This window comes from Methylacidimicrobium sp. AP8 (assembly GCF_903064525.1).
Lineage (GTDB): Bacteria > Verrucomicrobiota > Verrucomicrobiia > Methylacidiphilales > Methylacidiphilaceae > Methylacidimicrobium.
Map to the genome: position 1 here is coordinate 247,614 of NZ_LR797830.1, position 13,030 is coordinate 260,643.

The following is a 13,030-nucleotide window of genomic DNA, read 5'->3' on the forward strand; positions in this document are numbered from 1 at the left end:
CCGCGAAGCCGAGAAAAGTGAACCGGAGGCTCGGGAACGGGCTCCGCGCCGGTTGCGCTACTTCCAGCTTTGCAGAACGACTTTCCGGGAGTCTTGGTAAGGATACTTGCGCACAAGCTCCTGTATCGGCAGCTTCTCGTCTCCCTCGCGCATGAAGTGCAGGAGGACGACCGAGGCCCAGTAGTCGTCGGCATACTTGGTCCCCGCCAGCAGGGTCGGCACCCCCTTTTGGTTGACCGTGTGGCAGGCGGCGCAGCTGACGGGCCCGGCATACCGGCCGTCGGGGGAATATTGCAAGGCGGCTTGATGGGTGGTCAGGTCGACCGTGTTCTCCTCTCCTTCGAAGCGGACCGGGTAGAGGCCGTGGATCGACTCATGGCACGACTGGCAGGAAAGCGCGCCGTGGGCTTTCGAGTACCGGTAGAGGGCGTACTTGCGGGGCTGGTCGATCGGGAAGTACTTCCCCCCTTCGCTTTCCACGAAGGGGGCCGCATGGCAGGTGGCGCACTTGGGTTCGCCTGCCGATACCCACCAGTCGCTTCCGCCCGAAGCGCTGTCATAGGAAACCGGCTCCCCTTCGCTCGCATTCCAGGGCAAAAGCTTGAGCTTGCCTTCTTTGTCCTTTGCGGCCTTGACGAGGGTCGCACCCTTATGATCGGCGTAATAGGCGTAGACCGGGTTGTTGCCGTCCCGGACCCGGGGATCGGCCATCTCGAGAAAGCGTTCGACCTCTCCGCGCGCCACCTCGTTCCGGATCTCCTCCACGCTCTTGTTCCGCAAGGTCTTTCCCTTTTGACTGACGACGTCGTCGAGGTCGTCTCGCTGGTAGAGCTCCACCGAGAGCTGGTTGTGGCAGTCGGTGCAGGTAAGGCCCCTCGGCTTGGGCAGCGGCCGGTCGTTCTCGTCCCGCAGGCTCACGTTCTCGAGATACCATTTGCCCAAGGGGTTGAGGAAGAACGGCGGCTTTACATCCGGGTTGCTATGCGCATCCCTCCGCAAGTAGCAGCCGCCGCCGGCGATCCTCTGATCGGATTGAGCGAACTTGTTGTTGCCGTAGGAGTCGGTGATCTGAAACGGGTTCGTCTCGAAGTCGTTCTGCTTCGGATTCTGCCAGTGGGTCGGGTGGCAAGCCTGGCAGGAAACCGTTCTCCCCGCCTTGTCGTTCATATCGGCCAAAAAGGCGGCGTGTGTGGCGTGAATCGCCTGGGCAAGCGGCTTTGCTTTGGTGGTGGGATATCCCGTCGCTCCCGGGCGCGGCTCCTGGAGGTTGCCGGAAATGTTGTCTCCATGACAGTCGGCGCAGTTGACGGAACCGACGCTGCCGAGTCGGTTCGAGGACGCCTTCGGATCGTACTCCTTGAGAAATTGCGTCTGGAACATCTTGTCGTGGATCTCGAGCAGGTTGATGGAGGAGGACGAGAGCCGGGCCATATAGTCGGACTCGTCGGGATAGTTCTTTTTCCAGTAATCGTATTCCTTCTCGAACAGCGTCATTCCCGCCTGCTTCGACAGCTTCGCCGCCCTACCTTCGGCGGAGTGGCAGAGAACGCAGTTGGGAATGTCGACCGGGTTGGTGCCGAAGAACTCGACCGGCTTCCCGTCGGCCAGAATCGGCTTGCCTTGCTTGTCCCGCAGCTGAACCGTCGAATATTGGTAAGGTTGAAAATCCCGGTTCGTGACGGTCCGGATCGTGCCTTTCCTGGTCGAGTCGTAGAACGCGGTCAAGGGAAGGCCGAGGGCGTCCCAGACGTTGGCCGCCGTCAGCGTCAAGCGGACGTTCTTCACGTCCGGGATCAAGGAATCGGTAAAGACGATGTCGCCGCCTTGGTCTCCGGCGTAGTCGAGATATCCTCCCGCCAGCGGCTTGCCCGAGGGGCCCGCGTCGATGGGGATCTCAAGGTCCTTGCCGATGTGGATTCGCTTTTCGATCGACCAGTCCTTCGGGAGCGTCCCTTCCAGATCCTTGTAGATGAAGATATGCTCCCAGACGTAGTTGGCCATGTTGTCGCCCGGATCGGACATGGTGCCGTTGCCGTTCACGTCCTTGAGGACCGACCAGTACTTCATCTTGTTGCCTTCCGAGTAGCTGTTGTCCCGCAGGAAATAATAGAGCTGGACCTGGTCGTCGGGGGAAAGGAGCTTCGGCCGCTTGCCGTTCCGGCCGGATTCGACCGCCTGGGCTTGAAAAGAATTGTACGGGGGGATGACGCAGCAGTAGGAGATGTCGAAGCCCACGCAGTGCATCCCCAGCTCGTAGTTGATGAGGATGTTGTACGGGTTTTTGGGCTGGTACGCCTTGAGGGTCAGATGGGTGATCTCATCCCGGATCTCGACCGGCTTGAGGCGGTCGAGGCGGAAGGGCGGGTTCGGATCGTAGTCGGCTACGTCGGCGCGGGCGGGCGAGCCGAATGCGGACCCTAGCAACGCCAAAGCCAACCAGCCGCCGATCATCGGCCGGCTCGAACCCAAGGGATGCCTGAAGGGCTCTTGCAGCAAGCGCACCGAATATGGGCAATTACTGCAAAAGGGTTGTTATGTCAATAGCTATTCGAGGAACTTTTCCAAGCCCGCGTCCTTGGGAAGGCCGAGGCTCAGGGCATCCTGGTAGTGGCGCTTGGCCAGCTCCTTGGCGGGCGGCTTCTGCGTGGCGTAGATGACCGCGAGATTGAAGTGCGCGTCCGCGTAGTTCGGATTCAGCTCGAGCGCGCGCCGGAGCTCCTTTTCCGCCGCTTCCTGCCATCCTTTCTTCGCGCAGGCGATCCCCAGGTAGTTACGGGTGCGGGGATCGTTCGGGTCGAGGACGATCGATCGGGTGAGCATGGTGATCGCGTTGTCGTAACGGCCCTGCTGGTAATAGACGATCCCGAGAACCGAGTGGGAGAAGGCGTCGTTCGGGTTGAGCTTGATCGCTTGCTGCAGGGCCTTCTCCGCATCCTCGTACCGGCTCTGCTGAAACCGGACCACGCCGAGATTGGCCCAGGCAAAGACATTCCCCGGGTCCTTTTGGAGAATCTGATCGTAGACTTTGGCGGCCTCCTCATGCTGCTGGGAATTGAAGTAGATGGCGGCCTTTTCGGCCAGTTGCCGAATCTCAGGAGAGAGGGAGGAGGCGCTGCTGCCTTCGGAGGCAGGCTCGGAAGCCGGGGCGGGTTGCTGCCCGGCTTCTCCGGACGCCCGAGCCGGCGGTTTTTCCTCCATGGTGACGAGTTGTCCGGGCGGACGGTTGTCGGAGGAGCCGGCTACCGTATCCGGTGCCGGGGCGGGGGGATTCGGAGGCGTCGAATCGGAGGCCTGGGGGAGGATGCCCATCTCCTTGGCTTTTTGCTTCAGGACGGCGACGAACGCTTGCTTGTCCGGATGGTCGAGAGGAGGTGCTTGCGGGCCTTTGAGGAGGGCGAGCTCCTCCGGAGTCAGCGAGACCAGCGGGGAGGAGAGAATCTCCAGCTGCCTTTGCACGAACTGGGAGTCGACCTTGAGGGATTGAAGCTCCTCGGTGAGGAGCTTCTTGGCCATCTCGCGCCGTGCCTGCTCCTGGAGCTGGCGGTTGATGATCCCGCGGAGGATCTCGTTCTCCTTTTTGAGCTGCTCGTTTCCCGATGAGGCTAAAAATTGTCGTGCCGATTCGGCTAGCCGCTGCTGCGCCGTTTCCAGCTGGGATTTCAACGAGGTCGCCGTCGATCGGAAAATTTGGTTTTCCCGCTCGAGGACGGCCAGCTGTTCCTGGACGCCTTTGAGCTGATCCCGGATGGCGACTACCGCGCTCTCGTTCTCGCCGGTCTGCAGGGCACGGATCTTTCCCTCCGCCTGCGCGAGTTGTGCTTTGAGCGCATTATTTTCCTGGAGGACTGCGGTGATCCTCTCCTCGACGTTGGAAGACTGGGCGATGGCCAGCTCCTTGCGTGCGTTCTGGAGCCGCTCGCGAAGGGAGTTCGCTTCCGCAACGGCCGCCTGCAGCTTGGATTTGGTCGACGTCAGCTCGCTTTCGAGCTGGGCGATCCGGCTACGCAGGAGCAGCAGCTGCCGGTTGTCGGCCCCTGGGCCGGAGGCGGCGTAGCCGCCCGCGGAGGGAGCCTGACCGCCTCGAGGATCTCCTGCCGCTTCCCGTTCCGGAGCCGAGGAGGCCGCGGCGGCCTCCGCCAGCCGGCCGGGTTCCGAACCGGCGGCACCTTTCTGCGAGGCACCGTCGCAGAGCGCGATCTTGCCGCGAACGTAGCGAAGCCGGAATGCGACGATCGATGGCTCCCAGTCCGGATTGTTTTTCTTGAGAAGCTCGAGCTTTCTCTCCACCTCCAAATACTTCTGGCGCGCGGAGGCCTTATCCCCCTTCTTTTCGAGCTGCTCCGCCTCTTGCAGGCTTAGATAGGCTTGGAGGAACTGATCTTGCGGCGGGTAGGCCGCCCGGGCCGGGCAGGCGATCGCCAGGAGCAGGCAAGCGAGGCCACCTCGCAGAAAGAGGTGCATGAGCCCAGGATTTTGTCTCTTGGACGCGTCATAAGTCAATAGCCTTTCTTAATAGCCTATTTGCGTGAAACTTATGGGCAAGGGGGCGTTCCGGGGGGGATGCGGCCGGGTCGCCCGACGAACGCCTTGCTCCGGAACCTTCCGACCGCCATAGTGCGCGGGAGGAGCCGGAGGGGGGGCGGAGCCCGGTCCGAGTTCCGAAAGCGGAAAGGCTCAGAAGCATGGAAAACCGGTTGGAGCAGATTCTCCGAAGCAAAAGGGAGGAAATTGCCCATTTCGGCTCGGCCTGCGATCAATGGCGAAAAGAGGCGCTCGCGGCAAAACGCGGCTTCCGCTCGATGGCCCGCGCTCTCAAGAAGCAGGAGCGCATCGGTGTGCTCGCCGAGGTGAAGCGGGCTTCTCCTTCGGCGGGGCCGATTGCGCCCGATTGTGATCCGGTCCGGCAGGCGCTCCTTTACGCCGAGGCGGGCGCGGACGCGATCAGCGTCTTGACCGACGGGCCTTTCTTTTCGGGCTGCGCCGAAGACCTGCGCCGGATACGGCAGGCGGTCGATCTCCCGCTGCTGCGCAAGGACTTCGTGCTTTCGGAGGTGCAACTCTATCAGAGTGTGCTGCTGGGCGCGGATGCCGTGCTGTTGATCGTGGCCGCCCTGTCGACTCCGGAGCTGCGCCGGCTGCATGCGCTCGCGCTCGATTTGGGCCTCGAAGCCCTGGTCGAGGTGCATGATCCGGCCGAACTCGACCAGGCGCTCGGGGTCGGAGCAACGCTGATCGGCATCAATAACCGTGATCTTCGCACCTTTTCGATCGACCTGAAGACCTCGGAGCGGCTTGCGGGAGCCATTCCGGAGGATCGCGTGGCGGTCAGCGAGAGCGGGATCGTTTCCGGGACCCAGGCGGAGCATCTCCGGTCTCTGGGCATCGATGCGATTCTCGTCGGGGAGGCTCTGATGCGATCTGCGGATCCGAAAGCCAAATTGGCGGAATTCCGCCGGTCGGCGGGCGTGCGGGCGAGAAGGCGGCCTTTGGCGTAGAGAGATGGGGTTCTATGCCGGTTCGGGTCAAAATTTGCGGGATCACCTCTCTGGCGGATGCTCGCATGGCGCTCGATGCGGGAGCGGACGCCCTCGGATTTATCCTCTATCCGGGCAGCCCGCGCTACGTGAAGCCGGAAGACGCCGCGGAAATCCTCGAGGCTCTTCCTCCCTTTGTGGAACGGGTGGCGGTGCTCGTGAATCCCGATCGGGGGGAAATCGAGCGGATCGAGTCGATGGCCGGCTTCAGCTCTTGGCAGCTCCACGGGACCGAAAGCCCGGAATTCTGCGCTTCTCTTCGGCCCCGCGTCATCATCAAGGCTCTCCGTCCTCCTTGGCCGACCGTTCCGGAATTTTCCTTTCCCTGCGCGGCCCTGCTTCTGGATAGTCCGTCTTCGTCTTGGGGCGGAAGCGGCAGGACGCTCGATTGGTCGCTTGTCCGGAAATTTGCGGGCGGGCTCCGCCAGCCCTATATCCTATCGGGAGGGTTGACTCCGGAGAATGTCCGGGAAGCGATCGAGCAGACCGCACCGTTCGGCGTCGACGTGGCAAGCGGGGTCGAGCTTGCTCCTGGCAAAAAGGACCCGAAGCGTGTATGGGAGTTTGTACGGAGATGCAAGGATCTCTAGCCGGGCTGCCGGATCTCGCAGGCCGTTTCGGTCCTTACGGGGGGAGGTTCGCGCCGGAGTCGCTGGTGGCGGCTCTGGCGGAGCTCGAAGAGGTCTATCGTGGCGCCAAGGAGGATCCGGTCTTCCGGCAGGAGCTGGAGCACCTGCTCCGGACGTATGCGGGCAGGCCTACCCCGCTCACGTATGCCGAACGTCTTTCGGAAAGCCTGGGCGGAGCCCGCATCTATCTCAAGCGGGAAGACCTTCTCCATACCGGAGCGCACAAGATCAACAACACGCTCGGCCAAGCCTTGCTGGCCTTGCGGATGCGCAAGCGGCGGATTATCGCCGAGACCGGTGCCGGTCAGCACGGGGTGGCTACGGCGACGGTCTGCGCGCGCTTCGGGCTTGCCTGCACTATTTACATGGGCGAAGTGGACATGGAGCGCCAAGCCTTGAACGTTGCCCGCATGAGGATTCTCGGGGCGGAGGTCCTGGCCGTGCGCAGCGGCCAGCGCACGCTCAAGGAAGCGGTCAATGCGGCGATGCGTGATTGGGCCGCGACGGTGCGTTCGACCCATTACATCCTCGGCTCGGCGCTGGGACCCCATCCGTTTCCGACGTTGGTTCGTGACTTTCAAAGCGTTATCGGCCGGGAGGCGCGGAGGCAGGTTCTCGAAAGTGCGGGAAGGCTTCCGGAGGCCGTAGTGGCTTGCGTGGGGGGAGGAAGCAATGCGATCGGCATCTTTTACGGATTCCTCGGCGATCCGCAGGTTCGGCTGATCGGGGTCGAGGCCGGCGGCCGGGGCCCGGGGCTGGGAGATCACGCCGCCCGTTTCGCGGGCGGGGGCGTGGGGGTCTTGCACGGAACGAGGACCTACGTGCTGCAGGATGACGACGGGCAGATCGCGTCGACTCACTCGATATCGGCCGGGCTGGACTACGCGGCGGTCGGCCCCGAGCATGCGTACCTGCGGGAAATCGGAAGGGCCGAGTACACGGCCGCCGGGGATCGGGAGGCTCTGGATGCGTTCTACCTGCTGGCCCGGACGGAAGGCATAGTTCCGGCGCTCGAGAGCGCGCATGCCCTCGCTTACGCCGTCCGCTTGGCCCGGGAGCTTCCGTCCGATAGGGTGCTCCTGGTCAATCTCTCCGGCCGGGGCGACAAGGACGTCGAGCAGGTGGTCCGCATGGCGAACGGACCGGAGAACGGTCGGAGCTCGGCCTGCGGGGGCAGGGGAAATGCTTCGTCTTGAAAAGATCTAGCTGGCAGAGAAGCTTGACCCTTCCGCGGGCGATGGGAAAAGAAGGATAGGAAACTGTGCCATTTGCAACGGGAGAGAAAGCGACCACCTTTCGCCGGGAAGGGATTCTGTTTGTGATCTCGGCCCCTTCCGGGACGGGGAAGAGCACGCTTTGCGAAAATTTGCGCCGGACGCCCGACTTCATCTTTTCGATTTCCTGCACGACCCGGAAGCCCCGACCGGGGGAAGTCGACGGCGAAGACTACTTTTTTCTCGACGAGAAGCAGTTTTTCGAAAAGGTCGCGGCGGGAGAATTCCTCGAATATGCCAAGGTGCACGGCTGCTGGTATGGGACCTTGCGGCGGACGGCGCTTGAGGCGCTGTCCAAGGGGACGGATGTCTTGCTGGACATCGATGTTCAGGGGGCGAAGAACATTCGCAACCAGGAAGATGCGCGGCTGAAATCGGCTCTTGTCGACGTCTTCATCATGCCTCCGACCCTCGCCGAGCTGGAGCGGAGGCTGAGGAAGCGGGGAACGGAGGACGAAAAAGAGATTGCGCGCAGGCTGGAGCGCGGCCGGGAAGAGATGAAGGCATGGAAGGAGTTCAAATACACCATCCTTTCCGGCTCCATGGAGGAGGACCTGACGAAGTTCCGCGCAATCATGCGTGCCGAGCGATACCTGAGCCGCAGGCTGACTTTGTATGATGGAGGCTGAGGGACCTACCGTGCTTCTCGGGGTGACCGGGTCGGTCGCCGCCTTTCGTGCGATCGATCTGGCCAGCCGGTTGACACAGGGCGGATACCGCGTCGACGTCGTGTTGACCGAGGCGGCTCTCCAGTTCGTCCGGCCGTTGTCCTTCGAAGCGGTGACCCATCGCCCCGCCTACACCGACGAGAGCCCCGGGACGCTCGGCGGGCGGGCTATCCACGTCGAGCTGGGGGAGCGGGCGCGGCTCGTGGTCGTCGCTCCCGCGACCGCGGATCTGATCGGTCGCTATGCAGGCGGTTTGGCTTCCGATCTCCTCTCCGCCGTGCTCCTGGCTTCCGCCGCACCGGTCTTGCTGGCCCCCGCGATGAATGCGCGAATGTGGGAACACCCGGCGGTTCGCCGCAACGTCGTTCTGCTCCGAAGACGGGGCGTGCATTTCCTCGGCCCGGAATCGGGCCTGCTCTCGTGCGGAATCGAGGGTCCGGGGCGACTCTGGCCTGTCGACCGGCTTCAGGCCGCGATCGAGGAGCTGTTGGCTCCCGCCTCTCCCTCGGGGAACGTGGCGAGATCCTTGGAGGAAGAACTTGCCGCGCAGCGACGACAGTCGTTTTCGTTGCGCGACGAGTACGGAAAGGGGGTGAGCGGGATGCCGAAGCAGAAGAAAGCCGCCAAGAAACCAGCGGTCAAGAAGGAAGAGGAGAACAGCAGGAAGGAGAAGGGCGGCTCCGCAAAGAAGAAGTAGGAAGGAGCGGCTCGGCTGCTGCTCGGCCTTTGACGCAAAAGAGGAGGCCTTTTCCCGGTGGGGAAAAGCGGAGTTCGGAGCGGAGCTATCGATCGTGAGTGAAGAGCTGTGGACGGAAGAAAGCCCGGTCGTGGCGATCCTGATGGGGAGCCGATCGGACTGGCAGGTCATGCAGGGAGCGTCGGAGGTCTTGCAGCAGTTCGCCGTGCCCCATGAGAAGGCGATCGTCTCCGCCCATCGCACCCCGGAGAAGCTGCGCCAATACGCGCTATCGGCGGCCGACCGGGGGATCCGGGTGCTGATCGCGGGAGCGGGAGGGGCGGCCCATCTGCCCGGCATGCTGGCGGCCTATACGCCGCTGCCGGTGCTCGGGGTGCCGGTCGAGACACCGACGCTGCGGGGAGTGGACTCCCTCTTGTCGATCGTCCAGATGCCCTATGGAGTGCCCGTGGGCTGCCTGGCCATTGGCGAAGCCGGCGCCCGAAATGCCGCCTTGCTTGCCGTCGCCATTCTCAGCTTGCGCGATCCGGAGCTTGCGGGACGCTTGCGCGACTTCCGCAACGCGCAGACGCAGCGGGTCCTCGACCAGAGCTTATGACTCCCAAGCTTCCCGGCTCCTCCGTCGGGATTGTGGGCGGCGGCCAGCTCGGGCGCATGCTGGCGGCGGAAGCCAGGAGGATGGGCTATCGCGTCCAAGTGTTCGACCCCGCTCCCGACAGCCCCGCCGCCGCTCTGGCGGATCGCCATTGGTGCCGCCCTTTCTCCGATCGGGAGGCGCTCGAGGAATTCGCCCGGGCCGCGGACGTCATCACCTACGAGTTTGAGAACATCCCGGCGGAAAGCCTGACCTTTCTCGAAGAGCGAAAGCCGGTTTCCCCTTCGCCCGAGATTCTGCGGATCTGTCAGGATCGCTTCCTGGAAAAGGATTTCTTGGTCCGGCAGCGCTGCCCGGTAGCCGCTTTCGCCCGTGTGGAGAGCGCGGACGATCTGGAGAAAGCTCTTGGGATCGTCGGGACCCCCGCCTTGTTCAAGACCGCGCGGTTGGGATACGACGGAAGGGGACAGGCTGAGGTCCGGACGCCGGCGGATCTTGAGCCGGCGTGGCGAAGACTAGGAGGCGCTCCGGCGATCCTGGAAAAAGAGGTGCGGCTCGAAGCGGAGCTTTCCGCGATCGTCGGACGGTCCGCGGCAGGCGACCTCGCGGTTTTTCCGATTTCGCGGAACTTCCATCGGGAAGGCATCTTTGATTACTCTCTGACCCCGTCCGGGCTGGGGAAACGCATCGAAGCGGCCGCGAAGGAAATGGCCGTTGCGATCGCTTCGGCGCTGCGTCTGGTCGGCGTGCTGGCCGTCGAGTTTTTCCTCGATGAAGGGGGCGGTCTGCTTGTGAATGAATTGGCCCCCCGGCCGCACAACTCCGGACACTTTACCCTGGACGGCTGCCGGACGAGCCAATTCGAGCAGCAGCTCCGGGCGGTCGCGGGGCTGCCCCTGGGCGACGTCTCCTTGCGGGGGCCCATCCTGGTCCGCAATATTCTCGGCGATGCCTGGTCCCAAGGAGAGCCGGATTGGGCCGCGCTCCTGTCGCTGCCGGGCCTGCGGCTCCATCTTTACGGGAAAAGCCGCCCGGCGCCGAAGCGGAAGATGGGCCACTACGCGGTGGTAGCGGCGTCGATGGCCGAAGCATGCGCGCTCGACCGGCGGGCCCTCGCGGTCCTTCGGCGGTAAGGAAGCCGCTACCGATACCAGGCGGGCCATTCCACGTAGATCTTGGTGCACCGGTCCCGCCCTTGGGCTTCCGGAAAACGCCAATCGATAGCAAAGCCTCTTGACTCGTACCCGGCCGGCCGGATGGTGCACCAAGCGGAAAAGAGCCAGGGGCCGAGGGCGGGTGCGGGAGCGCGGCCGAGGCAGGGGATCGTCGCCGTCATCGGCGCCAGGTCGAAATGAAAAAGGAGGTCGGCGGCGGCGGGCCGCCAACCCCAGCAGGAGAAGTAGGTTTCGAAACGGTCGCGGTCCGGGCGGTCCGGAACCGGTTGCACGGGATATTCGGCCTCGATCCGGATCCGCTTCCTTTCGCGTGCGGCGAAGGCTAAGGGCATCGTCCAGGCATAACGAACCGGGCATCCGCTCTTTTCTCCGAGCAGGAGCAGCTCCTCCGGCGCCGTTTCCCGAACCGGCCGAACCTGCGTTTGGCCTACCCAGGCGCGAAAGGCGGCCGGCGGGCTTGCCGGGTCCTCCTCCGAATAGAAGCGGAGGCGGATATCTTTATCCCCGTTCTCCAAGACGACTTCCTCGTGGTATCGAACGCACGGGGCGAGCTGCGAAGAGAAGGAGGCCGATCTCCGGGGAACGAGCTGCGCGTAGACCGTGTCGGAAAGGAGCCGGACCGGCAGAGGGTCCGCACCGGCGGAGAATAACAGGCAGCCGGCAAGATAAACGAGGCCGGCGGCTTTTCCGGCGAGCGATTTCGCAGCGGCCACGGCTTCTCTCCATTACCCGCTTTTCCGGCCGCCGCGTGCGCCGATCTCGTGGTAGCCGGCGTATCCGACGATCCCGAATGCGGCCAGGTGAAGGCTTAGGAGAAGAAGGAAGGCGAGGAACCCCATACGCCGCGCAACCTTCCGGCTGCTCCGATCGGCTTCCGCCGCCCAGCATTCGGCGAGCACCTCTTCGAGCCGCTCCTCCGGATAGAGCCCCGGAGAGCGGGTGAAGAACGATCGCATATCCGAGGAGAGCGCTAGCGCCGCGGGTGCCGCGCAGTGGCGGAGGAGGCAGGCCGTCGCCCGGCGGGCTCGGGCAAAGCTTGCCAGCGCGGCGGCGGAGTAGGCGGCCGCCGCGGCCTCCCGGGCTGGGGATGTCAAAAGCGGCAGGCATCCGGCTTCCGGCGGGGGAGGGGGCAGCCCGTTCCGGCGCATCGCTTCCCTGGCTTGAGCGAACGCGAGCTCCTTCCACCGGGCTTCCGCTAAGACCCGGCGAGCCCAAGTGCGGATCGAAGATTTGAGAAATGGACGGGCTGTCGACAAGCCCGATGCGGGCAGCAGGACGAGGAAAGTCGCAAGCCCAGCAAGAACGCAGAGAGGATGCCTGCGGGCTTTCTTCAGGAACTGCTTGTTCCAGAGCAGCGTAGAATGGGCGAGCAGAGCCCAGGAAAGAGCCCCGCCGAGAAAAGCGGACCCGAGGACGCCCAGGAAGGCGGCCGGCGCCCGCCGTGCGAGCTCGATGAGGGCGGCGGTGGCCAAAAAGAGCAAATCGGGGATCCGCTCCATGGATTGCGGGCTCCGGCCCGAGGCTACGAAGCCGAAGGCTGCGGCGTCAATGACGCGGCTTGCGGCTCTCCCGCGCACCCATGGCCGAAAAAAAAGAGCCATGGCGAGAAAACAAGATTGACGAGGGCTTCGTTCCGCCTTATGCGGGAAGTCCCATGCGAACATCAGTCCTTGCGCATGGGTCCTTTTTTGTTGCCCTGGTTCTGGCCGGAGCTGCGACCGGACCGTCCGTGTGGGCCAAGACCGTCTATTATCCCCTTCGAAAGCCTATCCCCTCCTCGTTCCGGAAAGCGGGGCAGCTTTCCCCCGACGACTACCTGACCGTCACGGTAGGGAGGGCGAAGAAGAAGATCGCGGTCTGGAGCTCGGCTCCCAGCAAGCCCTTTCGGCGCATCGGCCTCTTGGAGACGAACCGTCCGCGTCGTCACGCGGCCCGCATCGCGGCCGAGAACGGGGGCGATGGCATCCTTCTGGTCCAGCGCGAGGAGGAGCCCTACATCCCCGCTTGGGTGGGACGGAGGCAGGGCACCCTTCGTTTCAGTGAATTCCGATACTGGTGGGTGATCGAAGGTCCACAGGCGCCTTAGCGGCCATTTCTCACAAATTTCGTAGCCGAGGCGCCGCAAATGGGCTTGGGTGCGAGGCGGGCGCAGGTTTTCCACCGGAGCTGTATGAAGACATACTGCGAGGATGGAAAACCAAGCGGGAGCGAAGCAGACGAGCCCGTTTTGCAAGCCGTTGGAGAAAGCTTGTGAGAAATGGCCGTTAGGGCAGGATCTCCCCGTATTCGAGACACCGGCCCGGCGGCGCGGCCAATTCGCTGGTCCGAAGCGGCACCACCAGGGTAGAGTATCGCGGGTTCGGCGAAGGCCCACGTGGTGGAATGGCAGACACACGGGACTTAAAATCCCGTGGGGGGAAACTCCCGTGTGGGTTCGAGTCCCACCGTGGGCAGGTTC

The 13,030-nt window shown here is 63.7% G+C and carries 12 protein-coding genes and 1 tRNA gene; 9 read left to right on the forward strand and 4 right to left on the reverse strand.

From position 1 onward, the window contains the following. Positions 1-57: 57 nt before the first annotated feature. Together MTHMO_RS01115 and MTHMO_RS01120 are read right to left on the reverse strand one after the other, a co-directional pair. Positions 58-2,502, reverse strand: a complete 2,445-nt coding sequence (locus MTHMO_RS01115; RefSeq protein ID WP_237394684.1) for a cytochrome c3 family protein — start codon at positions 2,500-2,502, stop codon at positions 58-60. 42 nt (positions 2,503-2,544) lie between these two features. Further along, positions 2,545-4,461 (reverse strand): tetratricopeptide repeat protein, encoded by a 1,917-nt coding sequence (locus tag MTHMO_RS01120; protein ID WP_202213149.1) that lies wholly within the window; start codon positions 4,459-4,461, stop codon positions 2,545-2,547. A gap of 221 nt (positions 4,462-4,682) precedes the next feature. Here MTHMO_RS01120 and trpC point away from each other — a divergent pair, with 221 nt between their 5' ends. From trpC to MTHMO_RS01155, 7 genes are all read left to right on the forward strand, one after another. Next, a complete protein-coding gene (gene trpC, locus MTHMO_RS01125) occupies positions 4,683-5,495 on the forward strand; it encodes an indole-3-glycerol phosphate synthase TrpC (protein ID WP_202213150.1) in 813 nt (270 codons plus the stop codon). Positions 5,496-5,509: 14 nt separating this feature from the next. After that, positions 5,510-6,124 carry a phosphoribosylanthranilate isomerase gene (locus tag MTHMO_RS01130; RefSeq protein WP_202213151.1) on the forward strand — a complete coding sequence of 205 codons (615 nt, stop codon included), beginning with the start codon at positions 5,510-5,512 and terminating at the stop codon, positions 6,122-6,124. Next, positions 6,109-7,359 (forward strand): tryptophan synthase subunit beta, encoded by a 1,251-nt coding sequence (gene trpB, locus MTHMO_RS01135; protein ID WP_202213152.1) that lies wholly within the window; start codon positions 6,109-6,111, stop codon positions 7,357-7,359. Before MTHMO_RS01130 ends, trpB begins: the two co-directional genes overlap by 16 nt. A gap of 65 nt (positions 7,360-7,424) precedes the next feature. Continuing rightward, positions 7,425-8,066, forward strand: a complete 642-nt coding sequence (gene gmk, locus MTHMO_RS01140) for a guanylate kinase (RefSeq protein WP_202213153.1) — start codon at positions 7,425-7,427, stop codon at positions 8,064-8,066. Between the two features lie 10 nt (positions 8,067-8,076). Further along, a complete protein-coding gene (locus tag MTHMO_RS01145; RefSeq protein WP_237394685.1) occupies positions 8,077-8,802 on the forward strand; it encodes a flavoprotein in 726 nt (241 codons plus the stop codon). Positions 8,803-8,944: 142 nt separating this feature from the next. Further along, positions 8,945-9,400, forward strand: a complete 456-nt coding sequence (gene purE, locus MTHMO_RS01150; protein ID WP_202214790.1) for a 5-(carboxyamino)imidazole ribonucleotide mutase — start codon at positions 8,945-8,947, stop codon at positions 9,398-9,400. Beyond that, positions 9,397-10,530 (forward strand): 5-(carboxyamino)imidazole ribonucleotide synthase, encoded by a 1,134-nt coding sequence (locus tag MTHMO_RS01155; RefSeq protein ID WP_202213154.1) that lies wholly within the window; start codon positions 9,397-9,399, stop codon positions 10,528-10,530. The genes purE and MTHMO_RS01155 overlap by 4 nt, the downstream gene beginning before the upstream one ends. A gap of 8 nt (positions 10,531-10,538) precedes the next feature. Here MTHMO_RS01155 and MTHMO_RS01160 read toward each other — a convergent pair whose 3' ends face one another. Beyond that, entirely contained in the window at positions 10,539-11,285 is a 747-nt protein-coding gene (locus tag MTHMO_RS01160; protein WP_202213155.1) for a hypothetical protein, read from the reverse strand. A 12-nt stretch (positions 11,286-11,297) separates the two neighbouring features. Then, positions 11,298-12,071 (reverse strand): hypothetical protein, encoded by a 774-nt coding sequence (locus MTHMO_RS01165; RefSeq protein WP_202213156.1) that lies wholly within the window; start codon positions 12,069-12,071, stop codon positions 11,298-11,300. Between the two features lie 155 nt (positions 12,072-12,226). Between MTHMO_RS01165 and MTHMO_RS01170 the strand changes: the two genes are divergently transcribed. Both MTHMO_RS01170 and MTHMO_RS01175 read left to right on the forward strand, forming a co-directional pair. Then, entirely contained in the window at positions 12,227-12,658 is a 432-nt protein-coding gene (locus tag MTHMO_RS01170) for a hypothetical protein (RefSeq protein ID WP_202213157.1), read from the forward strand. 282 nt (positions 12,659-12,940) lie between these two features. Then, positions 12,941-13,025, forward strand: a tRNA-Leu gene (locus tag MTHMO_RS01175). The last annotated feature ends 5 nt before the right edge of the window (positions 13,026-13,030 follow it).